Raw genomic sequence first — 25814 nt, forward strand, 5'->3', positions numbered from 1 at the left:
CCAGATACCTGGTAATGGACGTTCACGCCATCGATATCAATGTACACTACTAAACGCTCCTCTTCTTTAAACCAAGGTTTTTAATCTAAATAATATCTCGTGATATATGCGCTGTTAAAAAGCACTCCAAATATCTGTATTCTTGTTCTAAAAATACAGAAAGTGCAGGACAATGGTATATATGTAGACGACTATCTACTAATTTTAGCAGCTGTTTGCTATTTAAACAGAATAACACCACTATATCTTACCATAGAAAACCGCCTGCGGAAATTATCTTCTCAAATAAAAAAAGCGCAGATGAGACGGTCCTGACGCACACCCACGAAAAAAGAGAACAGACTTTGCTGTTCCCTTTTATCCTTCAAGCCCATAGTACTCTTCAAGTGTTAAGTTCTCTTCATACAGTTCTTCGGACAGCTCTTCTCCCACATAACGGAGATGCCATGGTTCATACTGGTAGCCTGTGATATCTGTTTTGTCTTCCGGATATCGGACAATAAACCCATACTTGTGGGCATTTTCAGCTATCCACCGGCCTTCCGGTGTATCTCCGAAGTCAGTATTCAACTGGTTTCCGACAGTCCTAGAGCTCACATCCATAGCAAGTCCACTTTGATGTTCACTTTCTCCGGGCTTTGCGCTGTAGGTGTTCGCCTGCTCTTCCCCGTCTCGTTCCGCGTTCTGAGTAAAGATAATGTCCTGACGCTCATAGGAACGATAGCCGGATATAGCATACAACTCGTGCCCGGTAGATTCAGCATCAGCGAAAAGCTGCTCTAAGGGCGCTGCGGCAGGTTCTCTAATCAGATTTTTCGGGTCATCCCCGGGAGAAGCATACCGGATATCTGCCTGAATCAAGTCTTCCGGCTCGTAATCAGAGGATAAATGGTAGTCCCGGTTTACGATCATATCTACTGCTTCGGGATCTTCCACTACGCCTTCTTCATTAAGAGAAGGAGCTTCCGGCTTTGTTTCTTCGTCTGTGTCTTCAGAGGATGGCTGGCTTTCTTCTGCTGAAGCACCTGAATCTGTCTGAGAAGATTCTGAAGGCTCTTCTGCTTCATCTGCAGAGCAGGCAGCTGCTCCCAACAGAAGTAATAAGCCTCCAACAACTGCTATTTTTTTCATTTTATCGCTTCCTTTAGCAAAATGAAAATCTATTTGACAAGACTATTATCTTTCACTTTAAGCATCTTTTTCCTTTTTTACAAGTTCAATGTTGTTGTGGTGCATTTTCTTCATGAATGTTGAAAATCCATATCCATCCACGAAAGCCTCAAGTACGTGGTACTCCCCATCTTCTTCGGTGGTCTTCCGGAGCTGCTCAATATACCAAAGAGAGTCATCGAGCCTGTCTTTAATCTCTGCAGGGCTTGATGTAACAGAACCATGGCCCGGAACAAGGAAATTAATTTTCTGTTTTTCATAAAGGCTGTTTATTTTCTGAAGAGACCGCTCATAAGCCTCGCTGTTCTGATAGATAAATGGAAACTCCACATCACTTAGATAATCTCCGGTAATGAGCACTCCCAGATGGTCAATTAAGATGAACATCCCATCTACATTGTGACCGGGTGCCAGATAGAAAGTAAGCGTGTGGGAGCCGGTTTCAATCATCTGCTCGTCGTTATCAACTATAATATCAATATAAGGATATTCTATCCCGTATGGTCTTACAATATAATAACTGTCATCAAACTCCTTAATTTCTTCCAGGATTTCATCTTTTCTGGAGTTGGACACAAATGCTCTTGAAGCAATAGTTACAGCTTCCGGAAAGGCATGATATCCTAATATATGATCGTAATCTGAATGTGTAAAAACAAGGTACTGCTTCCGACCTTTACTTACAAGCGCTACATGATTTTGGATTTCTCTTATTTCTTCAGGCAGCCAGGTAGGGTCTACAATAATAACCGCTTCTTCGGTTACAGCTACAGTTGATGTCGTTTGGAATAATGCGCTTTGAAATACCGTAATGTTCTGGTCTTGATAATGTACCGGCATGCCGATCATCCTTTCAGGTTTTAGTATAAAATAAGTAGTTTATAATTAAGTGCTTATTTATATATATATTCCCGTTTTCACATAGAAGTATTCCATTTTTTGTTTTATTGATTTGAACACCGCTGCTTTATTTCAAACTAAAACATAAGTAAATATAAAGGAGAAGCCATTATGAAATACATATTTTTTGTTCTGACCACCTTACTGTTATTCCATTTAACTGCATGCAGTGATGCCGAAACCACAGATGGACGAATTCCTGCCACTCTAGATAGGGTCGTAGACGGGGACACCATAAGGATTACAATGAATGACGGCTCGGAGGAAACGGTACGGCTTCTCATGATCGACACGCCGGAAACCGTTCACCCCGAGGAGCCGGTTCAGCCTTTCGGCCCTGAGGCCAGCAGCTTCGTAAAGCAAAAGCTGCCGGAAGGCTCTTCCATAGAAGTAGAAATAGATACCACGACACGAGACCGGTATGACCGCTTTTTAGCCTATATCTGGCGTGGAGATGAGATGATTAATAAGCAGCTGTTAGAAGAGGGGCTGGCCCGGGTAGCCTATGTATATGAGCCTAACACCCGCTATGAAAGTACATTTCGTGAAATAGAACAGGAAGCCCGCCAGGCGGAGCGGGGTATATGGAGTATAGAAGGATATGTATCCGATGAAGGCTTTCATCCCAGCACAACTTCGCGCGCCGAACCTTCTTTTCAATCAGATTGCGAAGATCCGTCTATTAAGGGCAATCACAGCTCCAGCGGGGAACGAATTTATCATGTTCCCGGCGGCCAGCATTATGAACAGACAAAAGAAGAGGAATTATTCTGCACACCGGAACAAGCGGAGCAGGCCGGATATCGTGCAGCACAACGTTAAAAAAAGAGACGGGCCAATTAGGCATCCGTCTCTTTATGTTTTTTTGTTCCATTTTTTAGCTTTTTCTACGGACTCCTGTACTTCCTGGAGCGTTTTCCCCATACCGGCTTCCACCACTGCCACATAAGCTCCTTCGACTATAGGAGCGTCAGCAATAACAACTTCCCCTTCAAGTTCATCAAGCATATCCAGAGCCATTTCCGTATTCATTAACGCACTGCCTAAGTCAAAAAGAACTACGGTCCCAGCCTGGCTGTCAGCTTTTTTCAAGGCTTCACTGATTAAATCAGGCGATGTTCCTATTTCTCCATCTTCCGTGCCGCCGGCTGCCACAACGATGACGTCTTCCTGCTTTGTCTGATTGATCAGTTCTACAACACCCTCAGCCAGCTGACGGCTGTGGGATACTACTACTGTGCTTACTTTAGCCATTAGATTCTTCCCCTTCTTCATCTACCGCTTCTGCCAGAGCTTCGAACAATAGATAGGACGAATATGCGCCCGGATCGAGATGGCCGATAGACCGGTCCCCCAAATAGGCAGCGCGTCCTTTTTTTGCTTCGATATCTTTTGTTTTTTCCATTGCTTCTTTAGCAGTTCGAACCAGCTGATGCACATCAATACTGCCTTTTTCCGCTTCTTCGAGAACCGGTATCCATACATCGAGCATCGTTTTCTGACCTTGTTCGGACTTACCACGCTTAGCGATTCCTTCAATAGCTGCTTTCAAACCTTCTGCAAACTCTTCATCTGATAACGTGCTTTTATTTTTCCAGACTCCGGAAGCCTTTAGAAAGGCCGTTCCATAAAGTGGTCCTGCCGCTCCGCCTACTTTGGAAATAATAGTCATGGAAGCATCTTTTACTACGCCCCCTACATCTTCGTAGGTTTCTGACGCAATCTTTTTTTCCACTTCTGAAAAGCCCCGCGCCATATTATGACCATGGTCTCCGTCGCCTATGGCCTGATCAAGCTCTGACAGGTAGCCTTTATTTTCCTGAATTTCACGTCCAGCTGCAAGAAACCATTTTTTTGCTGTTTCTGTAGTAAGATTCATGCCTTTTCCCCCGTTTTCTAGTGTAAGAAGTATTCGAGCTCATCATCAAGTTTTAAGATGCTTACCGAGCACCCTGCCATTTCAATAGAGGTCATATATTCTCCGACAAATGTTTTTTTAATTTCTGCTTCCTGCTCGTTTATCAGTTCACTGACTTTTCGATTCATAATGTAGAGTTCCATTAAAGGCGTGGAACCCTGGCCGTTAATCATTAAAGCAACACGGCTTTTCTTAATATCCATATGCTTGAGCAGGTTTTGTACAAGCTCTTCTGCAATCTCATCGGCGGGCTTCAGAGGCTTACGTTCTATTCCCTGCTCCCCATGAATGCCCGTCCCAATTTCTATTTCATCTTCTTTAAGCTCAAATCCCGGTTTACCGGATGCCGGGACAATGCTTGGACTTAACGACACACCCATAGAGAAGACGCTGTCTGCTGTTTTTTGAGCCAGTTCTGCTATATCCTTCAGAGATTTACCAGACTCGGCTGCCGCACCTGCAATCTTGTGTACAAAAATAGTTCCTGCCACCCCGCGGCGGTCTTCCAGGTTGGTAATGGCCACATCATCACGAATAATCACCTGCTCTACCTTGATGCCTTCGTCCTTTGCCATATCTGCTGCCATATCAAAATTCATAACATCTCCACTGTAGTTTTTTACAATAAGCAGTACTCCTACTCCGCCGTCTACTGCTTTTATAGCTTCATATACCTGGTCCGGCGTCGGCGAGGTAAACACCTCCCCGCACACTGCTGCATCAAGAAGCTTATGGCCGACATATCCAGCATGTGCAGGCTCATGGCCGCTTCCGCCGCCGCTCACTAATCCTACTTTTCCTTTTATCGGAGCATTACTGCGAACGATTACATTTGTTTCCGCCAGTCGTTTGATTTCATTTGGGTGGGCAGCCACCATGCCCTCAAGCATCTCATTCAGGATATCGTCTGTTTGATTGATTAACTTTTTCATTTCTGCACCCCTTTTTCATCATTTTGGCAGTCGTTTGTCTACCTATACCCTTTATATTCTGTTTCCATGTTATATTCCCCTGCCTGCCCATGTTGTTTTTTCTTCATGCACAAAAACGCCGGCATAAAGCTGATAGTTAAGCAGAAGCTTTAGTGTTTTTTAAAACAATAATCATCCAGATAATGTTCAAAATAACAACGACCAGTAAACTAATCATAAAAAGGGAAATCAAACTGATAAATACGATAGAAATACTTTCACTCTGAAAATCCCCGCCTACTATCCAAAGGGGCACCATTGCTCCCAGGAAAAAAAGCCAGGGAAGAACCTGCGATATAAATGCTCTTCTTGCGTGTTTAGAAACAAACTCATTTCCTACTATCCACACAATTAAAGGCAGGAGAACAGGCGCAAAAAAAATACTTATGTATGAAATAACAGAAATCATTCGATCCGACGACATGGGACACCTCATTTTTTCATTATATTCCCTTTTACCCTTTTTTATGTAAAATAAATCAAATAAAAAGAAGCCTGCAGATGCAGGCCTCCTTACGTTTAAGCTTTTCTTTTAACAATAAATAATGCAGCACCGATTAATATCCATACACCTAATATGACCCATTCATACGGCCAGATCAAAGCAGCCGGCATGCCGGGGAAGTACAAAAGGATAAAACCAATACTCAATATAATAGCCAGCCATCCTACCACCTGCGGATTTCTGATCCTAAACGGCCGGTCCAGTTCCGGCTCTGTTTTGCGGAGCTTTAGAAAAGCCATGGATACAAGAAGATATCCACCTACAATTCCCACTCCGCCGGCGTCTACAATCCACACAAGAGCCGGGCGTCCAAATAAAGGTGCTACAAACGCCAGCGCCCCGAGAAAAATAATTGCATGGCTCGGTGTTCCGTATTTCGGATGAATGTAGCCGAACCATTCAGGAACCATTTTACGCTCCGCCATTTTCCCGAGAATACGACTGCCGCCGATAATAAAAGCATTCCAACTTGTAATAATACCGGCTACACCGCCAAGAACGAGCACAGTACCGAAAGTCTGGCTGCCTAACAGGTTCACCATCGCATCAGCGGTGGCAAGCTCCGTTGTAGCAAGCTGAGCAGGAGACAATCCAAGCGTTACGCCAAAAACGATCAATAAGTAAAAGACTACTGCGCTGACAATAGAGGCAATCAAAATGCGGCCAATACTTTTTCCCGTTGCATTTATTTCAGATGCCACCTGTGGAATAACATCAAATCCAACGAAAAGAAACGGAACCATGACAAGGACAGCAAACATTCCTACGGCACCGTCCTGAAAATAAGGCTGCACATTGCCGTAATCTCCATTGAAAAGAGCTCCGCCCAGCAAAAGAATACCGGTTCCTGCAATGATCAGGGTGAAAATAGATTGAAAAAAGGAAGCTGGTTTCAAACCAAAGTAGTTCAAAGCCGTAAGTGCAAGCGCTCCGCCTGAACCAATCAATACCCATGTTATGTAGACATCCCACTCACTTAACGTCCATAGGTAACCTACATGTTCGCTTGGCAGAATATAGTCAATAACGGTTGGCAGCGCCACTGCCTCAAATGTAATAACCGAAACATAGCCGAGCAGAATTCCCCAGGCAGCAACAAAAGCCAGCGGCCGGCCAAATGCCCGTTCTACAAACACAAGGCCGCCTCCGGATTCAGGTATTGCTGCAGAAAGCTCTGCATAGGTTAAACCGATCATAATAACAAGCAGGCCTCCTATAAGAAAGGCTATCGTACTTCCCAAGGAACCTGCTTCATTAATCCACGTGCCGGATAAAACAACCCAGCCCCAGCCAAGCATGGCTCCTAATGCTAAAAACATGACATCTTTTTGTGAAAGTACTTTTTTCTGCAAGATAAGTTCCTCCTATTTTATTGACGCAGCCAGCTGATCATACAGCAGCTCCAGTCCCTTTTCAAGCTGATCATCGGTAATAACGATTGGAGCAAGAAAGCGGATTACATTACCATACACACCTGCTGACAAAAGCAGCAGCCCGGAGGCATTCGCTCCCTTTACAATAGAAGAAGTACGTTCCGGATCCGGCGTTATCCGTCTTCTTTTACGATTTCAAAAGCAGCCATCGCCCCCAGACGACGGAATCCGCGGACGAAATGAAACTCTTCTGTCCACTTAGCCGCTGTTTTTTCTACAACTGCGCCGATTTTTTCAGCACGGTCATTAAGCTTTTCTTCTTTGATAATATCTATAACCGCAAGCGCTGCCTTGCAGGCGACTGGATTTCCACAGTAAGTACCCCCAAGCTCTCCCGGCGCCGCTGCATCCATTACTTCGCTTCGACCGACTACTGCGCTTAATGGGAAGCCTGCAGCAAGCGATTTAGATACGGTAATCAAATCCGGTACCACGTCAAAGTGCTCAATACCAAACCATTCTCCCGTCCGGGCAAATCCGGCCTGAATTTCATCAGAAATAAACAGAATGCCGTGCTCTTTGCAGCGCGCTGCTACGTGTTGAACAAAGGCTTTCGGAGGAATAATAAATCCACCTTCTCCCTGAACCGGCTCCATAACGACGCAGGCAATATTCTCAGGTGCCGCCTCCGTTTTGAAAAACAAATCAAATTCGTCCTTGCTCCATTGAATGTAAGCTTCCTCTGTCATGCCTTCCGGCTTTCTGAACATATAAGGATAAGGCGCATGATATACCTCAGAAGCAAACGGACCAAAACCGAGTTTATACGGCTTTACTTTGCTCGTCATCGCCATTGTCATATTCGTGCGGCCGTGGAAGCCTCTCGTAAATGTAACTACAGCCTGACGTCCCGTAGCTTTACGTGCAATCTTTACAGCATTTTCAACCGCTTCCGCCCCACTGTTTAATAGGATCGCTTTTTTATCGAAGTCTCCCGGCGTAATATGACATAATGCTTCTGCCACTTCAATGTAACTGTCATACATCATAACGTTGAATCCAGGATGAGTTACCTTTTCCACCTGGGCTACGGCAGCCTCGACTACTTTTGGGTGGGAATGTCCAACGTTCATCGTGCCGATCGCTCCGGCAAAATCGATATACTCTTGTCCATTAATATCTGTCAGCACTGCACCTTTTCCAGAAGCAGCCATTGCTCTGTTTCCGTTTCCTACACCTTTGGGAACGTATCGATCTCTCTTTTCCTGCCATGTTTCTGATTGTACGTTTGTCATTTTTTTCACTCCTTATATTAAGTATTTTCATAATTGTATGATTAATTTGGTATGCTTGATAGAACCAGTTTTAAAATAATAATGGTACCAGTTAAAGGAGTTTTTTTATGTTATCTATACAGCTTACACGCTCTGTGAACAGCAGACCTTTATATAAGCAGATTTATGAGGCACTCAAACAGCAGATTTTGGAAGGAATTTTATCTGAGCATGATCAGCTTCCCTCCAAGCGGGAGCTCGCTGAATATCTGCATGTCAGCATGAACAGCGTCATGTCAGCCTATCAGCAGCTGATTGCAGAAGGATATGTGTACACGAAGGAACGGCGCGGATATTTTGTTGAGGCGCTTGATGCCTTTATTGCCGTACCAGGAGAAGATGTTTTTCCAGAAGAGTTGGTCGAAAAAAGATCTTCAGCTTATCAATTTTCTTTCTCTCATATGAATGCGGATGCTTCGTTGTTCCCATTCCGCGCCTGGCAGCACAGTGAACAGCAGGCTCTGCGCCATTATGCAGGCAGTCTGGATAATCTGGAACACCCGCAGGGCCAGTGGCTGCTGCGGGAAGAAATAGCAAAAACCATTGGACGTACCAGAGGAGTTCGCTGCCGCCCGGAGCAGATTATATTAGCTGCAAGCACGCAGTGGCTGTTTGAGCTCCTCTCCATGATCTGCGACAAGCATGCGCTGTTTGCCGTCGAACATCCCGGCTATCAGCGGATCTATCAGCAGTTTCATGCTGCCGGCCGGCCGGTATGTCCCGTTTCTATCGATCAAAAAGGTATGAACCCCCGCGAACTTGAAGAGTCCGGAGCGACCATCGCGGTTGTTACTCCCTCCCACCAAATGCCGACAGGTGGTATTATGCCGGTTTCCAGACGTATCCAGCTTTTAAACTGGAGCTACAAAGAGGAAGGTCGCTATATTGTAGAGGATGACTACGATGCGGAATTCAAGTATGAGGGCGATCCCATTCCAGCTCTGCACAGCCTTGATGATTTAAACCGCGTCATTTATGCAGGGACCTTTTCCAAATCGCTTCTTCCGGGACTCCGGCTCAGCTATATGGTTCTGCCTCCAGCTCTGCTGGCCGGATATAAAGAGCAGGCTTCCCACCTCATGCAGACCTCCTCTTCGCTTATTCAGCTGGCCCTTTACGTTTTCATCAAAAACGGAGAGTATCAGAAACATATTAAACGCATGAGCAAACACTATAAAACTGTACGTGAACAGCTAATTGAAGCTCTTCATGAGACATTCGGCTCTTCTATTTCTATCACCGGAGAAAAGGCAGGTCTTCATTTTTTGATGGAAATCAATACACCCCTGGAACTGGATATTATTTTGGAAAAAGCAAAAGAGCGCAGGCTTGAGCTCTACGGAATAGAGCGCTTTCGGCTGAAAGAATCAACGCCTGCTGATCAGCCCCCCACTGTTATTATCGGATTTGCACGTCTGCGTTCCCAGGATGTAGTTTCTGCTGTGTCTCTTCTATATCATTGCTGCTTTGACGAGACATGAAAGTATTTCGAGTTCAGAAATTTGTTTCTGCCTGCTGAATCCCATACAATGAGACAATAGAAAAATAATCAGCTCACAGACATTTTTCTGAACCTATTTCCTGAAAAAGAAAGGACGATTAGTATGGATCACACTCCATTGAAAGACATACCATTTTCTATATTAAATTTATCTCCCGTTACCCAAAATCAAACCATTGCAGAATCGATGCATAACAGCCTTGACCTGGCCCAGCATGCCGAAAAATGGGGATACAACCGGATGTGGCTTGCCGAACATCACAACATTGACGGTATTGCGAGCTCCGCTACCTCTGTTCTAATGGGATATATTGCCGGCGGCACAAGTACCCTCCGCGTCGGCTCCGGCGGCATTATGCTTCCAAACCACGCACCGCTTGCTATAGCTGAACAGTTCGGGACACTCGAAACTCTTTACCCAGAACGTATAGACCTGGGTCTCGGCCGTGCTCCAGGATCTGACCAGCTGACAGCTATGGCACTCCGCCGTAATGTAAATAGCAGTGATAACTTCCCGGCTCTTCTGGAAGAACTGCGCAGTTATTTCGAACCGTACGATGAATTCTCGCGCCGGGTTCGTGCAATACCTGGAGAAGGTCTCGACATCCCCGTCTGGCTGCTTGGATCAAGCACATTCAGTGCCCAGCTTGCCGGTCAGCTAGGCCTTCCATTTGCATTTGCTGGACATTTTGCCCCTGCCAGTATGATGGATGCTCTATCTGTATATAACCGGGTATTCACACCTTCCAAGGTTCTTGATAAGCCATACGCGATGGTCGGCGTGAACGTCATCGCTGCAGACACAAATGAGCAGGCAGAACATGTGGCATCTTCTCTTTACTTGAAATTTCTAAGCCTGATCCGCAACACGCCCGGGCCGCACACAGCCTCCAGTAGATAATATAGACGAAGTGTGGAGCCAGCGGGAAAAAATGGCCGTAAACGATATGCTGAAAAATACATTTGTCGGCGACAAAGAAACCGTAGCTGCCCAAATGGACGAGTTCGTGAAACGAACCGGCGTACAGGAGCTGATGATTAACAGCGAAGCCTATCATCATGAGGACAGACTCCGTTCGTTCGAGCTGATTGCCGAAGCCAAAAATCTTTCCATTTCTGAAGAATCACAGACCAAATAGAAAAAAGGCCGGAGAGCTCATGCTCTTCGGCCTTTTTTATTACGCTAACGTTATTTCTACTTTTTCAATATCGTTTACTGTTTTATCGAGCTTCTGTCCTTCTATATCTAGTTCTTCAAAAGGGGCATTCAACTGTCTGCCTTTATTCAATAAAGCAAACAGCTCATCGTATGTCCCATTCACCTCTGGTGTTTCATATATTTTTCCATCATTGAAATGAAAACGAATCATGAAGGTATGCTCCTTTCGTTCATCTGCTTGCGGCGGGAGGCCTGCTGTTCTTTTATTTTCCGCAGGATAACTTCATCTGTACTCCGGCTGTCTACGCCAATTGATGATACTCTTCCCTGGTGGTCCCACTGGGTATATACTAAAAAATCAGGAGCGGCTCCGAGTGTTTTCTTTGCCTTCTTTGTCAGCTCTTCGTCTAAAATATAGTAGTGTGCGGCCAGTGTCTGCTTCGAATACATTTTCATGATTTACGGCCTCCCGCTTGTTTGATTAAAAAGAGGAAGAAGAGACGTGCTCTGCTTCCTCTTTTATTTTCTATTACTTATGCATTTTTCTTTTTACGGATGAATAGTGCAGCGGCTCCGCCAACAAGGGCTGTGACACTTGCCCATAGTGCTGTCATCCAGCCGTCATTGCTTGTTCCGCCCATGCCTGTCTGCGGCATTTCTTCGGGCATCATATTTTCATCTCCGCCAAACTGATCAGGGTTCTGGGCAGAGATGGCGCCGCCAAGTGCTTCGCCTACACCGAACATGAACTGGTAGCCTTCACGGAAGTCAGCAGTAGATGCTTCATAGTCTCCTGCATTATAGTTGTCAAACGTGCTCAGAACCTGTGCTTCGTGTGTACGAAGTGCTTCTTGAGCGGCTTCTGTTGGAAGATTCTCCTCAGTTGCTGCTCCAAGGAAAGCACCAAAGTCCTGGGTGAACATATCGATGTGATCAAGTGCCATCGTACGTGCTTCTTCATCGCCTTCTAGTTCAGCTGCTACCAGCTGTCCCTGAGCGTCAATGTGATCAGGCTGCCATAGTTCTGCAAACTGCCCGCCTGCCTCATCTCCGTAGATAGAAGAGATAGCTGCAGTGAAGTCTGCTGTATTCTGGTCTTCTGCCCATGTGACGAAGTCATAGTCATCTGCCTGATTGACACCTTTTTCCATACCGTAGGTGGCAAGGGCGAAGTGTTCAGCTGTTAATTTATTCAAGTCAGAACGAAGGTCTGCTGCCGGCGTGTCGACGGAAGTGTTATTAAACTCTTCCGGCATTTGCGTGACAATAGCCCCTGACAATGCTTTACTGATATCGAACATACGGGAGAATCCTTCTCTGTAGCTTGTGTAAGCTGCTTCATAATCGCCTTCTACATAGCTGTCAAATGTGTTTAGTACATCCATCTCATGAGCACGAATGGCTTCTTCTGCAGCTTCCTGCGGAAGGTTCTCCTCTGTTGCACCGGCAAGGAAAGTGGAGAATTCTACAACAAATTCTTCTACTTCTTCTTCTGCCTCTGCACGTGCTTCTTCGTCTCCGGATTTAGCAGCTTCTACAATATCATCTGTATAATCGTTGTGCGTTGTAAAAATGCGGTCAAACTCGGCTGCTCCTTCTTCTCCGTAAACCGATTCAATAGCTGGCAGCATGTCTTTAGAGTTTTGATACAACGCATCTTCCGTTTCCTGAGCATCTGGTGCTTCGTCGTACGTTTTCTGCATGGTTTCAACAGCAAGAACGAAATGCTCGGATAGCAGGTAGTCCAGGTCGGATCTTAGATCAGAAGCAGGTGAAGTTTCCATTACCGGCTCCATTTCTGCTTCTTCGTGATCTGCAGCCATGGCTGCGGTTGGTAGTAGAAATGTTACGCTCATTGCGCCTGCTAGAGTTCTTTTCAATTTCATCTTCAATCATCTCCTGGTCATTTTTTTTTAATATGAAGTGCTGTTTTCTTATCAGGGTTAACGCATACATATTTTGTTTGGATCACTTTCTTTTTGATATTTTTCTGATTTCAGCCTGAAGCCCTTCTCCTCATTGATTTTTTAAAATATTGTTTATTTTTACAAACGTTCTTCTTACAGGAAAAATCACTGCCATTTGTGCTAAAATGGGAGAAACTTCTATTGGGGGTATTATTATGCATGAAGCTATTACAGACAAACAGTCTTTTCAGGAAACGATCGCAGCCAGCGAGCCGGTAGTCATTCATTTTTCTACAGACTGGTGTCCGGACTGCAGACGCTTTGAAGCTTTCTTTCCTTCTGTGGAAGAAAAATTCTCAACTCTTCCTATGTATGAAGTCGATCGTGATAAACTTTCCGACATTGGCGAGGAATACGAAGTAAGAGGCATTCCAAGTCTTCTCGTATTCAAGGATGGTAAGAAGACAGCCCACCTGCACAGTGCCGATTTAAAATCACCTGAAGACGCAGAAGAATTTCTTTCCAAATACTTTAAGTAATATTAAAAAAGCTCCGTATATCAGGCAGAGTGCCTGGATATACGGAGCTTTTTTTTTGGTGTTTTATGGTTTAAGAATTACTTTAATATTACCGTCTTCCTTCTTATCAAAAATCCGGTATGCTTCTACCGCTTCAGAAGAGGCATTGGATGAGTAATAATATCCGTTGGATCGATAAGCTTGTTTTCCACCATTTTATAAAGGCTTGGCATCATATGAATAACTGGTGCCTGTCCCATCGTCAACGCAACGTTACGGGTAAAGAAGTCCCCTATCGGGAAATTATTTGCTTCTGTCCCGTACACCCCTGTTAATTGAACCACACCGAATTTCTTTACAGCCTGCGATGCCGTAATAATCGGGCTTATCGTACCGAACTGATTGTCTCCTTCTGAACCGAATGTTTCATTTGGCTGAACCGTTCCATCCATGCCTACACAGTCAATCACGACATCAGCGCCGCCTTTTGTGTTTTCATGAAGAAGCTGGCCTATATTATCTATCTTCACTAAAATTATACGTTTCTACATGATTCGTACGTTTGGCATGCTCCAAACGGTGCGGCACCTGATCTACAGCAATCACTCTCGTAGCACCTTAAGCCATGCAAACTTCTGTGTCATGAGGCCAATTGGTCCACAGCCAAGAACAATGACCGTGTCACCATACTTCACACCACTGTTTTCCACACTCCAAAACGCAGTCGGAATAACATCAGATAAAAACAAGACACTCTCATCGCTCAACGTGCTGTTTTCCGGAACTTTAAATGAAGTGAAATCTGCGTAGGGAACCCGCAGGTATTCCGCCTGGCCGCCGGGAAAGCTGCCGAAATCTTCTGAAAATCCAAACAGACCGCCCATTTCCTGATGGGGATTGGATGTATCGCACTGGCTCTCCATATCATGAGTGCAGTAATGACATTCCCCGCATCCTATATTAAAAGGAATAACAACCCGGTCCCCTTTTTTCAAGGTTTTTACATCCGGGCCTACTTCTTCAACAATACCCATTGGTTCATGGCCGATAATGTAATCTTTAGGAGCTGGAATGCCGCCTTTATATAAATGCAGATCCGAACCGCAAATACCTGATGCTGTTATTTTCACAATCATATCATCATTTTTTTGAATCTTTGGGGCTTCTACTTCTTTTACTTCCATATGTTCTTTTCCTTGTATTGTTACAGCTTTCATCGTATCTCTCCTTTTAGTTTAAATGAAATAACATATAAGACAGCTGGTGCCCTCTTTTCTATTGAAAAGAATATGTACAAATAGTCCCTTTCCTCCCCCTCTGCGGAAGAAAAGGCCCTATTTCTTAATGCATGGCCAATGCATCGTCATTTTAATTACGCGTTTCCTTCTTCTTTTGCAAGTCTTACAAGTACACGTGCAAGAGGACGCTTTTCCTCGTCATCTGCTACATTCCACATCTCATGAAGAAGCTTTTCTTCAGGGTTTTTAGGATCTTCTTTTTTATTAAGATGTTCTGCAACACGTTCAGCGCCTTTTGCAAGCTGCTCTTCATTCAGGCCGACTTTTTCTCCCTTATGAATCTGCTTTTTCAGGTAATCCTGAAATCCCTGATAGCTGTCAAGAATCTCCTGCTTCTTCTGTTCTGATGTTTGTTCTAGACCTTCATCTGCGTGCTTTTTTGGATCTGCCATTATAAAATCCTCCTCTAATTAATTACAAATGTTATAGTGCCCAGGGTCCTTGTGCTCTCGTACGCTTAGGTTCGGTTATTTTTTTATCACCTCCTGTATGTACACTTCTGTTTGAAACACGGAGGATAAAAAAGCCGGAAAGAAGGTAGGTCTTCTTTCCGGCTTTACACACGGCTCTATAGTCCGGTGATTCATATGCCTGCAGGCTGTTTAAATATTATTTTATATTAATTATAGGCTCACATAGTTTTTCGCAAGAAGGAAAAGCTTTATTGGCTCGTCCTCTGCTTTCTTGTTTTCCCGTTATCTCTACTTTAAAACATTATTAAAAAAGAATAAGCTCTCTTTTTTTACTTTATTGTTTAGGAGTACTCATTAAAGGAAAAGGTTTATTATTTAACTACAAGCTAAAAAGGAGGGGTTTTCCAGTGGATACAAAAGCTTCTTCATCCATAGATAATCAGGCCGTAATCTACTCCAGAAGAAATTTATTATCTGGATTTCTCTTTGGACTTGGCCTTGTCGCTTTTATAGACGAAATGGTTTTTCATCAGCTTCTTCACTGGCATCATTTCTATGATCTTTCCACTACAAGCGCCGGCTTGGTTTCCGACGGGATTTTCCATGCTTTCAGCTGGCTGGCGACCGTCGGCTCTTTGTTTATGGTAGCCGATCTGCGCAGGCGAGGAGCATGGTGGCTGAAACGCTGGGTTGGCGGACTGCTTGCAGGAGGCGGACTTTTTAATCTATATGATGGTTTAATTCAGCATAAAGTAATGGGTATTCATCAAATCCGCTACGGCGTCGATCTGCTTCTTTATGATCTGACGTGGAACATTTCAGCCGCAGTCCTCCTTATTGCAGGTCTTATCCTTATTTTCCAGACAAACAAAACAATCAGACGAAAAGGTGTATCCTGATGCATGAACATCACGCGGCCTTGGAATGGTGGCCGCAGATCGTTCTGGCTGCTCCTTTTGCAGTTCTTTTTCTTTTATATAACGGTCTTTATGTTATTTCGCTTCTGAAATCACAGCTGTGGCCCGTTTATCGGCTGATAGTTTGGAATGCCGGCCTTACGTTATGCTTGATTTCCGTTATTGGACCACTTGCCCAGGAGGCTCATTCTGATTTCACCGCCCATATGACCGGACACCTTCTATTAGGTATGGCCGGACCTTTGCTGCTTGTTCTTGGAGCGCCTATTACGCTGCTGCTCCGTTCTATTTCTACGGACCAGGCAAGAAGAGTAACTGCTTTTCTTAAAAAACCCTGGCTGCGTGTTCTTACCTACCCTCTCGTACCTGCTCTGCTGAACGTGGGAGGCCTTTGGCTCTTATATACCACCAGTCTATATACGCTCATGCACGAGTACATGCTGCTTCATATACTCGTTCATCTGCATGTATTTCTAGCAGGGTATTTTTTCACCGCTTCTATTATTTATATAGATCCTATGCCCCACCGGGTCCGTTTTCTTACCCGGGCTCTCGTCCTCACAGCAGCGCTTGCAGGACACGGCATCTTGTCCAAATACCTTTACGCTAACCCTCCTGCCGGCGTTCCGGCGGAGCAGGCTCGGTCTGGAAGCATGCTGATGTACTATGGAGGCGACGCCGTAGATTTACTTATCATCATTATTCTCTGCTCGCACTGGTATCATGCAGCAAGACCGCGCTCCGCTGCAGCAAAACAGATACCTACAGAAACATAAACAATTTTTTTGTATTTACAGCCGATATTTCGGCTGTTTTTTTATGTATACGTTTTTATTTTATAGGTGAAAACTGCCTCTTCTCCCTCAATCGCCAATATTTATCTTTTGGCACGGCTCTTGCAGTAGTAATAGATAGAACTACTATTCTTTTAAGGAGGGTTTCACTTATGAAAGCAGCAGTGATAAATGAATTTCATCAAAAACTTGAAATCAAAGACGTGCCCATGCCGGAATTGGATTACGGAGATATTCTAGTAAAAATACATTCCTGCGGAGTATGCCATACAGATCTTCATGCCGCCCACGGCGACTGGCCCGTTAAACCAACTCTTCCTCTTATTCCGGGACATGAAGGGGTAGGAACTATTGAAAAAGTAGCTGAAGGCGTAAAATCATTAAAAGTGGGCGATCGTGTTGGGATTCCCTGGCTCTATTCTGCCTGCGGGGAGTGCGAATTCTGTCTTTCCGGCCGGGAAACACTCTGCCATGATCAGCTAAATGCGGGGTATTCCATTAATGGCGCCTACGCAGAATACTGCAAAGCACCTTCTGCTTATGTAGCCAAAATACCCGACAACCTGGGCTTTGATGAAGTCGCTCCTCTTTTCTGTGCCGGAGTAACAACGTACAAAGCACTTAAAGTATCCGAGGCCAAACCAGGTGACTGGGTTGCTATTTTCGGCATCGGAGGACTTGGCCACGTAGCGGTTCAATATGCTAAAGCTATGTCCTTAAAAGTGGTAGCTGTTGATATTCGTGATGATAAATTAGAGCTTGCCAAGCAGCTTGGGGCAGATGAAGTCATTAACGGAATGAACGAAGATCCTGGTGAGGCTATCATGGAGCGTTTTAATGGAGTGCAGGCAGCTATAAGTGTAGCAGTCAATGCGAAAGCATTTGAGCAGGCCTACCGTTCCGTTAAACGGGGCGGCACCCTTGTAGTAGTGGGACTGCCCGTTGGAGAGCTTCCGATTCCTATTTTCGAAACTGTATTAAATGCAGTAAACGTGCGGGGCTCTATCGTCGGAACGAGAAAGGATCTCCAGGAGTGTCTGACGCTTGCTTCAGAAGGACAGATACGCCCGATTATCGAAACAAGATCTCTTGATGATATCAATGAAGTATTCGATTCAATGGAACATGGAGATATTAATGGACGAATTGTTCTGAAAATACACGAATAACAGCATCATGTACGCAAAAAAACCTTCAGCTGCTGAAGGTTTTTTTATTCGTTAAGCCAGTAGCGCAGCTTTCTTGTGTTTACTCCAAGCCGCTCTGCTGCCTTCTGCCTGTTTCCTCTTGTCATCATCAATGTATGGTCTATCACTTGCTGTACAGCCTTTTTTTCTGACTCTCTCATTTCATCGACCATTTTTTCAAGAGAGAGGTAATCGTCTTCTTCCAGCTGCTTTTTGCGTCCATCCACCCACGTATTGGAAATGGGCCCTGCTTCTTCGGCTTTATCCATTAGTGCTTTTCCATTTCCATGAAACAAGATGTGGTCTGCCTCAATTTTTTCATCTGCATGGGCAGAGGCTCTTGCCAGCACATTGGCTAGTTCTCTGATGTTTCCCGGCCATGTATAGCTTTCCAGCTTTTTCAGCGCCCCATGGCTTATTTGTTTTGCATCTGGCCCTTCTTTTTGAAGCATCGCCTCTACCAGCTCCGGAATATCTTCTTTTCGTTCTCTCAAAGGAGGGATAGTCAAGCAGACGACTTCCAGACGGTAAAGCAGGTCCTCACGAAAGTGCCCCGATTCCAGCGCTTCATGAAGCGATCGGTTCGTCGCGGCAATAATTCTTGCACTGCTTTTTACAGAGCGCTCGCCTCCTACACGAAAAAATTCTTTTGATTCCAGCACACGCAGCAGCTTCACCTGCGTCGATAACGATGCTTCCCCAATCTCATCAAGCAGAAGCGTACCGCCTTTTGCCATTTCAAAGAAACCTCTGCGGACTTTCTGTGCTCCTGTAAAAGCGCCTGCTTCATGCCCAAACAGCTCGCTTTCAATCACGTTCTCAGGCAGCGCCCCAAAATTCACTCCAAGAAATGGACGTTCCTTTTCACCAGCCGCTTCATGAATAAAGCGGGCCACTACTTCTTTTCCACTTCCTGTTTCACCATCAATTAAAATAGTCAGCGGCTTAGGTGCAAAACGGGAGGCCAGCCGCACAAGCTCCTGCATCGCTTTGCTTCTCCCTATCACCATACCGCTTTTTCTGGCTGCATATTCTACAACATTGGTTTGTTCCACGTTGTCTTTTCGATTTACTTTTTCTTCAAGAAACGCTATATTTTCAAATGGTTTCTCAATATAATCTTCTGCTCCCAGTTTAATCGCTTCCACTGCCGATTCAATCGTACTATATCCAGTCATTACAATGCATCGGCAGCCGGGCTGCTGCAGCCTTATTTCTTTGAGCAGCCGCAGGCCGTTCGTGTCCGGGAGCTTTATATCTATAAAAGCCATATCAAATTTCTCCCAGGCCAGCATCAGCTGATGAAATTCTTTTCCATTTCGGGCCAAGTGAATGGTATGATCCTGCCCGTCCAGCAGATACGTGAAAAAATCTCCTATATCTCTATCATCATCTACGACTAAGATATTCAATCCTCCACCTCCTTCTGCGACACTATTGGAAGCTTCAGCTCAAACGTACTGCCATGCCCGGCTGTACTTGTTACAACCAGGCTTCCTTCATTTCGTTCTGCCAGATCGCGGCTGACTGAAAGTCCAAGCCCTGTGCCGCTTTGTTTTTCTTTTGTCGTAAAAAACGGATCAAATATAACATCTTTTTTATCATCAGCAATCCCACACCCGTTATCTTTTACAAATAAGCTGATATATTTCGATGTGTGACAGGTCGATAACGTAATATACTTTGGTTCCTCTTCTCTCAGCTAATGCATCTTTAGCGTTGAGAAGCAGATTGATAATAATTTGTCCGATTTGATGAGGACTGGCTTCGACCAGTGGAATATCTTTTGAGAAGCGCCGCTTAATTTGGATATTTTCCCGTTCGATTTGAAAGCCTATTAAACTTAGGACATCCTCTACAGATTCATTCAGGCAGCACTCTGTACTTTCTTCTTTATCCGGACGAGAGAAGGAGAGAAGGTTGCGGATAATCCCCTGGCACCTTTTTCCGCCTCTTTCAATGGCCTCTGCCAGCTCAAGGGACCTGCCATCCACTGAAAGCTGGCGTTTTAAAATCTGTGTATTTCCAATGACCGCAGTGAGTGGGCTGTTCAATTCATGCGCAACCCCAGCTGCCATTTCCCCAATGGCCGCAAGCTGGCCGGAGTGCTGAAGCTGAGCCTGAGCCTGCCTGATTTTCTCTGTGATATCTTTAATATAGATCAGCAGCCCCTTCATTTCACCGGTCTGACCACGGACAGGATAGGTTTTGAATATCACACATACTCCCGTTTTTTAACGTCATTTGGTAGTTTTTCATGGACTGCGTATGATAACTTTCTTCTATTGGACAAAACGTATGATCTTCTGGAAATAGCACATCATGGCAGCGAAGACCTGTCATGCTCGCAGGAGGCTGATTGAAAAAATGGTAGGATGCCTGATTGCACCGGATAATTCGGTGATCGGTATCAGTAAGAATAAGCAGGTCAGCCACCGCCTGAAACGTTTCTTCCCACTCTTTTTTGCTAGCAGATACTTCCCGATAGAGTCTGGAGTTTTCCACCATCACAGCAATATGATCAGATAGCTGGCGGAAAAAAGTAATATCTGAATAGTCATAGTCTATACGTTCTGCTGTAGCAAAGGTTAATACGCCAATTGTAGAAGTTTTCATACGCAGTGGAATCACACAGGCATGATACAAATTGTTATCGGCAAGTGTCTGTTCTTCCACAAAGCGGTGGGGGGCTCCAGGCTCCCATTCATGAATGACAATAAGGCCCTGATTGATGGCTTTCCAGTAGATCGACCGGCCGGGCGGCAGATGCAGGCCAACTTCTTCTACCTTTGCGGAAACCGGATAGATACTTTGAAGGGTCATTACATCGTTCTCAATCAGGGATATGCTGACCCGGTCAATAGGATAAAGCTCATAGATGGTTTCTAAAATATGCCGAAGGGATCTCTCCATTGTTCCAGTCAATTGAAATCCCTTTGCTACTTCATTTAATATTTCCAGCTTCTGATTTTTCTTTTCCAGTTCTTCTATCGTTTTTTTCAAATCGGTATAGTAGCTTTTCTTAGATGCTTTAATCCCTGTCAGTTTTTCAATCACACTTTCCTTTTCTGTAAACATGGAACCTCCCCCTTATTCATAAGCTTTCTGAAATAAGTCCTCTATGTCCCGAATACTCACGTCCCTGGGATTCGTTACCATACAGGCATCTTCAAGAGCAATTTTTGCCATCTTATGAAAATCAGGGTTGTGAAGCCCTACTTCTTTCAGCGTTTTGGGAGCTCCAATATCAGCTGCAAGTTCTCGCAGTGCACGAATACCGAAGCGTCCTTTTTCCATCTCATCTTCTGTGTGTGCCGAGGCTCCCAGTATGTCTCCTATCTCAGCAAAGCGGGCAGGAGAGGCGATCAAATTAAACTCCATCACATGAGGAAGCAGAATACTGTTAATTTCTCCATGAGGCAGCTCATAGCGACCCCCTATAGCATGAGACATGGCATGAACAGCTCCCAATATAGCATTGGAGAAGGCCAAACCGGCCTGCATGCTTGCCATAGCCATCGAACGCTTGGCTTCGAGGTTCGTATGAGAAGCTGTCGAAGGTCTTAAATTGGCAGCTGCCAGCTTTAGTGCATTTAAGGCGTTTACATCCGTAAGCGGGGTAGCTGCTACGCTGACATATGCTTCAATTGCATGTGATATCGCATCCAGACCGGTCGCGGCCGTCAATAAATGATCTTTGGTCATTAATACGAAAGGATCGACAATCGCAATATCAGGTACTAATGATTTAGAAACAATCGTCATTTTCTTTTTTCGTTTCGGATCGATAATGATCGAAAATTGCGACACTTCAGATCCTGAGCCTGCAGTAGTTGGTACCATTATCGTCGGCGGCAGGGGACTGTGAATATGGTCCACTCCTTCATAGTTTTCAATGCTGCCTCCGTTGCTTACGATAATAGCCACAGCTTTCGCTACATCCAAAGCACTTCCGCCTCCAACCCCGAGTACAGCATCACATTTTTCTTTTCGATATAATGCCGCGCCTTTTTCTACCTGCGGCGAATCTGGATTAGTTGTGACTTTATCGAACAAAGTATGAGCCAGTCCTGTTTCTTCTATTTTCTCCACAGCCTGCCCCGTCCATCCAGCAGCCTTTACACCTGGATCACTGACTACAAGAATACGCTGCGCACCCAAACGTAAAAAACTCTCTCCAACCTGATTAATAGCGTGGTCTCCAAAAATGATTTCAGGTGCCATAAATTTCGTAATCATTGGTTCACCCCGTTTATTTTATGAATGCGCTTTTATATATTATACCACTGGATTTGAGTTTCTATTCTTTCCGATTAAAAACAAAAAAGAGCCTCCCTGGCAAAGGGAAGCTCTTCCATCATTAAGAGGAAATCGTTTCTGTCGTCCAACGCTTCGCTTTCCATGTGAAATAAACGATGGAAGCTGTATGAAAAACAAGGAAGATTCCTAATAGCACAACTAGCTCTGTTGTTACCGAGCCGCCCAGAAAAAGAGCTTCCCGATAAGCAGATACAGCATAGGTCATTGGCAGAAACGGACTGATAGACCGGAAGAAATCGTTAAGCAGTTCCACCGGCATCGTTCCCCCAGCTGCCGTCAGTTGTAAAATCATTAGAATTAACACGATAAAACGTCCCGGATTACCGAAGACTACTGCAAAAAACTGTACGACAGCCATAAAAGCAAGAGCAGAAATGACCGCTATCAGGAAGACAAGTCCTGTGCTTTGGGCGTCGACTCCCATCCACAATACTACGCCTGCCATAATCACCGCCTGTAAAATAGATACAGGCAGAAGAATAGAAAACTTGCTTAACCACCAGGCAGCACCTGAGCTTGGTACTATTTCCGGGTCTTTTACCGGATACAGCAGACAAAATATCACACTTCCCAGAAAAAGTGCTACTGCCATCATATAAGGTGCCATTGCGTTTCCATAATTAGGAACAGAAGACATCTCGTGTTCTCCGAGGAGAAGCGGACTGGAAAACATATCGCTGTTTGCATCCCCAGAACCGACTTCTCCTATATCTTCCGCTCCTTCTGCGAGTTCTCCAGACAGTTCATCTGCTCCTTCGACCAGTGATCCTGCCCCGTCCTGCAGTTCACCTGTGCCGGACATAAGTTCCACCGAACCGTCTCTCAAGTCAATCAGCCCTGTGTTTAAAGACTGCGTCGCCTCTTGAAGCTGCGGCATGCCCTCTGATAAAGATCCGGCTCCTTCATTTAACTCACTGCCGCCGTCTGCAAGGGCGCTTCCGCCTTCTGCCAGCCCCCCTCCTGCCGCGGCAAATTCTGCTGATCCTGCTGCCAGTTCTTCTCCATTGTCTTCAAAAGCCTGTGCCCCTTCAGATAAGCTTCCGGATTGAGCTGCAAGCTGCCCGGATCCTTCCGCCAGTTCCGCTGATCCTTGCGTTACTTGATTGACACCCGTTAGAAGAGTATCAGATTGCTCAGTAAGCATGCCCGCTCCCTCTGTTAGCGTTCGTGCCCCTTCGTTAAGGGCTGATACCCCCTGCGTATAATCAACAAGACTGGTCTGAAGTGTTGAGGCGCCTTCTGCAAGCTCTCCCAGCCCTTGATTTAATTCTTCCGTCCCGGCAGCAAATTCCGTTATCCGCTCAGAAGAAAGGTTCTCGGGAATTTCCGGAAGAGAAGCCGAGATTTGAGAGGCTAAAGAGCCGTTTTCTGTAATAGAAAGAATCTGATACTGACTTTCCTGCAAAGATTCGGCAGAGTCGAGCGCTGAGGCTGCCCTTTCAGAAGCGCCTTCTGTTTCGGAAGGGGACAAACCCTCTATCGTTGACTCCAGCTGTTGAAGAGCCGAAGTTACTTCCTCTTTATTTATGTTTGCAGCTTCCGGCTCTTCTGTACTCTGCGCTTCCTGCAAAAGCACCTGCTCCTGCTCTTCTGTCAGCTCGGCCGATGTATTGTTTATCAAGCTTGTCATCTGATCCCTGCTTGAAGAAGGGGCAGGTTCCTCTAAACGATCTACAGCTTCAGCTAAACCCTGAAGGGCTTCTTCCACTTCGGCTCTTCCTTCTATCTGTGCGCCGCCCTGTTCCATGGCCGCGATCGAGGTTAACGCTTCGGTTATTCGTTCTGCTTCTTCAGAAGAAGCGGCAGCTTCCAGGTGAATATCTCCAGCTGCTTCTTCCACAGCTTCTTCAATGGCGGATGAATTTACATTGCCTAATGCGTCTGCCATTGATGCAACCGCCTGTACCTCTTCATTTAACGCGCGCACGCCGGGAGCTGCTTCTTCCAGGCCGGAAGCGAGCGCACTGCTTCCGCTAACCAGCTCTTCATTATAGGAAATTAGTTCTTCCGTGCCTTCCTGCTGACGGACTAATCCTTCCTCCAGCTGCCCCGTTCCGCTCGTGTACTGCTCCAGCCCTTCTCCCAGGTCTTCTGTACCTGTAGAAAAAGTTTGAATGCCTTCATTCAGCTCCTCTACTCCGCTGGTGTACTGCTGGATACCGCTGTTTAATTCCCCGGCTGCTCCAGTATATTCCTGTACTCCTTCATCGAGATTTTCAGCACCGGATACGTATTGCTGGATGCCTTCATTCAACTCCCCGGCACTTCTTGTATACGTATTTACTCCATCATTTAGCTCTTGCGCACCGGCTGCTGCCGTTCCCATGCTTCGTTCAATATCACCGCTTCCATCTGCTGCTTCCTCCAGCCCATCTCGGAAGGTCAAAGTACTATCAGACAGAACAGCTAGATTGCTTTCCAACTCTTCATTTCCTTCTTTTAATTCCCCTGCTCCCTCCGCTCCATCCTGCAGACCTTCTTCAATATCACCAAACTGGCTCAGCATCGCTTTTGCATATTCTCCTGATACACTATCTGCGATTTCTTCATAAAGTCCTTCGGCTGCCTGTTCACTGATTTGTCCGGCAGTGTAGTTTAAACCTGGATTTGTATAATAATCAAGCTCCATTTTTTCGGGCTGTTCATCGAAAACAGTAGCAGCATTTCCCGAAAAATTTTCAGGAATGACTACGGCCATATAATACTCGCCGTCTTCCACTCCCTGCCGGGCTTTTTCTTCGCTGGTAAATATCCAGTCCAGCTCATCGTTTTCTTTTAAATTATCTACGGTTTCCTGGCCAACGTTTAATGTCTCTCCTTCATACTCTGCAGGCCTGTCTTCGTTTGCAACAGCTACAGGAAGGTGATCTGCATTTCCAAAGGGATCCCAGGCCCCCCGCAGAAAAATCCCGGCATAAATAAGAGGAATAAGAATAACTGCAAGCACCACTACCATTATTTTTTTGTTTTGCAGCAAATGGCGCCATTCCGCTTTTATCATTTTCACTCGACATCGTCTCCTAATTGCATTTTCCGGCGCAGTGCCTGGATATCCTCATGATCCGGCTTTTGATTCCAATCAATAATTCTGAATTGATCTGTTCCGATAATTTGTTTTAGTACATCTGCAACCGTTACTTTCTTTAGAGTAGAAAAATAGTTTTCTTGTGCTTCGGCGAATATGTCATTCAATAAGGCCTCTCCTTCGGGCGCTACTTCCGAGTCCGGAAATGCCAGTGGAATTAACCCGTTTAATTCTATAAAAGGCGTGTCTTCTTCAATAGCAACAAACACATCATAAATCGTTATATCCTGAGGCGGTCTTGTCAGCCGAATCCCCCCTGATTTCCCGGAACTGAAACAATCAGCTCATGCACTACCAGCTTTCTTAGCATTTTTTTCAAATAAGATGACGATACTTTAAGCTTAGAGCTGATCACATCACTGCTGACTAATTTATGCTCTTCTTGTGTAGAAATCATCGCCAGAATGCAGGCGGCCTGTTCTACTCCTGTTTTCATTTTCACAGCACTCATCCTTTTTATTAATATAGACACATTGTATCCATTATGGATAACATTTGTCCATAAAAATAGCAAAAAAACTCTGCTTTTTTTCATAATTGCTTT

General features: G+C 45.1%; 23 protein-coding genes and 4 pseudogenes. 7 read left to right on the forward strand and 20 right to left on the reverse strand.

Annotated features, from left to right (window positions below):
• Nucleotides 1–357: 357 nt before the first annotated feature.
• The gene (locus MMY81_RS02580) at nucleotides 358–1131 is read right to left on the reverse strand and encodes a M15 family metallopeptidase (RefSeq protein ID WP_252311525.1); all 774 of its coding nucleotides are present in this window, start codon (nucleotides 1129–1131) and stop codon (nucleotides 358–360) included.
• A 57-nt stretch (nucleotides 1132–1188) separates the two neighbouring features.
• Nucleotides 1189–2010 carry an MBL fold metallo-hydrolase gene (locus MMY81_RS02585; protein WP_252311526.1) on the reverse strand — a complete coding sequence of 274 codons (822 nt, stop codon included), beginning with the start codon at nucleotides 2008–2010 and terminating at the stop codon, nucleotides 1189–1191.
• A 171-nt stretch (nucleotides 2011–2181) separates the two neighbouring features.
• Here MMY81_RS02585 and MMY81_RS02590 point away from each other — a divergent pair, with 171 nt between their 5' ends.
• Nucleotides 2182–2892, forward strand: a complete 711-nt coding sequence (locus MMY81_RS02590) for a thermonuclease family protein (RefSeq protein ID WP_252311527.1) — start codon at nucleotides 2182–2184, stop codon at nucleotides 2890–2892.
• 33 nt (nucleotides 2893–2925) lie between these two features.
• Here MMY81_RS02590 and dhaM read toward each other — a convergent pair whose 3' ends face one another.
• The 6 genes and pseudogenes from dhaM to gabT all read right to left on the reverse strand — a co-directional run bounded on the left by dhaM (nucleotide 2926) and on the right by gabT (nucleotide 8132).
• Nucleotides 2926–3324: a dihydroxyacetone kinase phosphoryl donor subunit DhaM gene (gene dhaM, locus MMY81_RS02595; RefSeq protein WP_252311528.1), complete on the reverse strand. Its 399-nt coding sequence runs from the start codon at nucleotides 3322–3324 to the stop codon at nucleotides 2926–2928.
• Complete coding sequence (gene dhaL, locus MMY81_RS02600; RefSeq protein WP_252311529.1) at nucleotides 3317–3949, reverse strand: dihydroxyacetone kinase subunit DhaL; 633 nt, start codon at nucleotides 3947–3949, stop codon at nucleotides 3317–3319. Before dhaL ends, dhaM begins: the two co-directional genes overlap by 8 nt.
• Nucleotides 3950–3966: 17 nt before the next feature.
• Nucleotides 3967–4920 carry a dihydroxyacetone kinase subunit DhaK gene (gene dhaK / locus MMY81_RS02605; RefSeq protein WP_252311530.1) on the reverse strand — a complete coding sequence of 318 codons (954 nt, stop codon included), beginning with the start codon at nucleotides 4918–4920 and terminating at the stop codon, nucleotides 3967–3969.
• A 136-nt stretch (nucleotides 4921–5056) separates the two neighbouring features.
• Nucleotides 5057–5383: a magnetosome magnetite crystal formation protein family gene (locus MMY81_RS02610; RefSeq protein ID WP_252311531.1), complete on the reverse strand. Its 327-nt coding sequence runs from the start codon at nucleotides 5381–5383 to the stop codon at nucleotides 5057–5059.
• Between the two features lie 95 nt (nucleotides 5384–5478).
• A complete protein-coding gene (locus tag MMY81_RS02615) occupies nucleotides 5479–6816 on the reverse strand; it encodes an APC family permease (RefSeq protein ID WP_256497841.1) in 1338 nt (445 codons plus the stop codon).
• 12 nt (nucleotides 6817–6828) lie between these two features.
• Nucleotides 6829–8132 (reverse strand): annotated as a pseudogene (gene gabT / locus MMY81_RS02620) (4-aminobutyrate--2-oxoglutarate transaminase).
• A gap of 107 nt (nucleotides 8133–8239) precedes the next feature.
• Between gabT and pdxR the strand changes: the two are divergent.
• Nucleotides 8240–9652 carry a MocR-like pyridoxine biosynthesis transcription factor PdxR gene (gene pdxR, locus MMY81_RS02625; protein WP_252311532.1) on the forward strand — a complete coding sequence of 471 codons (1413 nt, stop codon included), beginning with the start codon at nucleotides 8240–8242 and terminating at the stop codon, nucleotides 9650–9652.
• Nucleotides 9653–9775: 123 nt separating this feature from the next.
• A pseudogene (locus MMY81_RS02630) lies at nucleotides 9776–10811 on the forward strand (LLM class flavin-dependent oxidoreductase).
• A 39-nt stretch (nucleotides 10812–10850) separates the two neighbouring features.
• Here MMY81_RS02630 and MMY81_RS02635 read toward each other — a convergent pair.
• From MMY81_RS02635 to MMY81_RS02645, 3 genes are all read right to left on the reverse strand, one after another.
• The gene (locus tag MMY81_RS02635; RefSeq protein WP_252311533.1) at nucleotides 10851–11042 is read right to left on the reverse strand and encodes a hypothetical protein; all 192 of its coding nucleotides are present in this window, start codon (nucleotides 11040–11042) and stop codon (nucleotides 10851–10853) included.
• A complete protein-coding gene (locus MMY81_RS02640; RefSeq protein WP_252311534.1) occupies nucleotides 11039–11287 on the reverse strand; it encodes a hypothetical protein in 249 nt (82 codons plus the stop codon). The genes MMY81_RS02635 and MMY81_RS02640 overlap by 4 nt, the downstream gene beginning before the upstream one ends.
• A gap of 77 nt (nucleotides 11288–11364) precedes the next feature.
• Nucleotides 11365–12717, reverse strand: a complete 1353-nt coding sequence (locus MMY81_RS02645) for a copper amine oxidase (RefSeq protein ID WP_252311535.1) — start codon at nucleotides 12715–12717, stop codon at nucleotides 11365–11367.
• Between the two features lie 236 nt (nucleotides 12718–12953).
• Here MMY81_RS02645 and MMY81_RS02650 point away from each other — a divergent pair, with 236 nt between their 5' ends.
• Nucleotides 12954–13277 carry a thioredoxin family protein gene (locus MMY81_RS02650; protein ID WP_252311536.1) on the forward strand — a complete coding sequence of 108 codons (324 nt, stop codon included), beginning with the start codon at nucleotides 12954–12956 and terminating at the stop codon, nucleotides 13275–13277.
• Nucleotides 13278–13340: 63 nt separating this feature from the next.
• Here MMY81_RS02650 and MMY81_RS02655 read toward each other — a convergent pair.
• Nucleotides 13341–14473, reverse strand: a pseudogene (locus tag MMY81_RS02655) (alcohol dehydrogenase catalytic domain-containing protein).
• A gap of 155 nt (nucleotides 14474–14628) precedes the next feature.
• Nucleotides 14629–14946 (reverse strand): DUF3243 family protein, encoded by a 318-nt coding sequence (locus tag MMY81_RS02660; RefSeq protein WP_252311537.1) that lies wholly within the window; start codon nucleotides 14944–14946, stop codon nucleotides 14629–14631.
• Between the two features lie 428 nt (nucleotides 14947–15374).
• Here MMY81_RS02660 and MMY81_RS02665 point away from each other — a divergent pair, with 428 nt between their 5' ends.
• The 3 genes from MMY81_RS02665 (at nucleotide 15375) to adhP (ending at nucleotide 17847) form a co-directional block, all read left to right on the forward strand.
• On the forward strand, nucleotides 15375–15866 hold the full coding sequence (locus MMY81_RS02665) for a DUF2243 domain-containing protein (RefSeq protein ID WP_252311538.1): 492 nt from the start codon (nucleotides 15375–15377) through the stop codon (nucleotides 15864–15866).
• Nucleotides 15866–16660, forward strand: coding sequence for a cytochrome c oxidase assembly protein (locus MMY81_RS02670; protein WP_252311539.1), 795 nt, complete (start codon nucleotides 15866–15868; stop codon nucleotides 16658–16660). Before MMY81_RS02665 ends, MMY81_RS02670 begins: the two co-directional genes overlap by 1 nt.
• 170 nt (nucleotides 16661–16830) lie before the next feature.
• Nucleotides 16831–17847 carry an alcohol dehydrogenase AdhP gene (adhP, locus tag MMY81_RS02675; protein WP_252311540.1) on the forward strand — a complete coding sequence of 339 codons (1017 nt, stop codon included), beginning with the start codon at nucleotides 16831–16833 and terminating at the stop codon, nucleotides 17845–17847.
• A gap of 44 nt (nucleotides 17848–17891) precedes the next feature.
• Here adhP and MMY81_RS02680 read toward each other — a convergent pair whose 3' ends face one another.
• The 7 genes and pseudogenes from MMY81_RS02680 to MMY81_RS34880 all read right to left on the reverse strand — a co-directional run bounded on the left by MMY81_RS02680 (nucleotide 17892) and on the right by MMY81_RS34880 (nucleotide 25805).
• Nucleotides 17892–19277: a sigma-54-dependent transcriptional regulator gene (locus tag MMY81_RS02680; protein ID WP_252311541.1), complete on the reverse strand. Its 1386-nt coding sequence runs from the start codon at nucleotides 19275–19277 to the stop codon at nucleotides 17892–17894.
• Between the two features lie 70 nt (nucleotides 19278–19347).
• Nucleotides 19348–19470 (reverse strand): UvrB/UvrC motif-containing protein, encoded by a 123-nt coding sequence (locus MMY81_RS34875; protein ID WP_374561123.1) that lies wholly within the window; start codon nucleotides 19468–19470, stop codon nucleotides 19348–19350.
• Nucleotides 19471–19487: 17 nt separating this feature from the next.
• Nucleotides 19488–20084, reverse strand: coding sequence for a sensor histidine kinase (locus tag MMY81_RS02685; RefSeq protein WP_252311542.1), 597 nt, complete (start codon nucleotides 20082–20084; stop codon nucleotides 19488–19490).
• Nucleotides 20044–20943, reverse strand: coding sequence for a GAF domain-containing protein (locus tag MMY81_RS02690; RefSeq protein ID WP_252311543.1), 900 nt, complete (start codon nucleotides 20941–20943; stop codon nucleotides 20044–20046). Before MMY81_RS02690 ends, MMY81_RS02685 begins: the two co-directional genes overlap by 41 nt.
• Before the next feature lie 12 nt (nucleotides 20944–20955).
• Nucleotides 20956–22104 carry an iron-containing alcohol dehydrogenase gene (locus MMY81_RS02695; protein ID WP_252311544.1) on the reverse strand — a complete coding sequence of 383 codons (1149 nt, stop codon included), beginning with the start codon at nucleotides 22102–22104 and terminating at the stop codon, nucleotides 20956–20958.
• A 121-nt stretch (nucleotides 22105–22225) separates the two neighbouring features.
• On the reverse strand, nucleotides 22226–25186 hold the full coding sequence (locus MMY81_RS02700) for a YhgE/Pip domain-containing protein (RefSeq protein WP_252311616.1): 2961 nt from the start codon (nucleotides 25184–25186) through the stop codon (nucleotides 22226–22228).
• A gap of 2 nt (nucleotides 25187–25188) precedes the next feature.
• Nucleotides 25189–25805 (reverse strand): annotated as a pseudogene (locus tag MMY81_RS34880) (Rrf2 family transcriptional regulator).
• Between the last annotated feature and the right edge of the window lie 9 nt (nucleotides 25806–25814).

This window comes from Sinobaca sp. H24 (assembly GCF_023845525.1).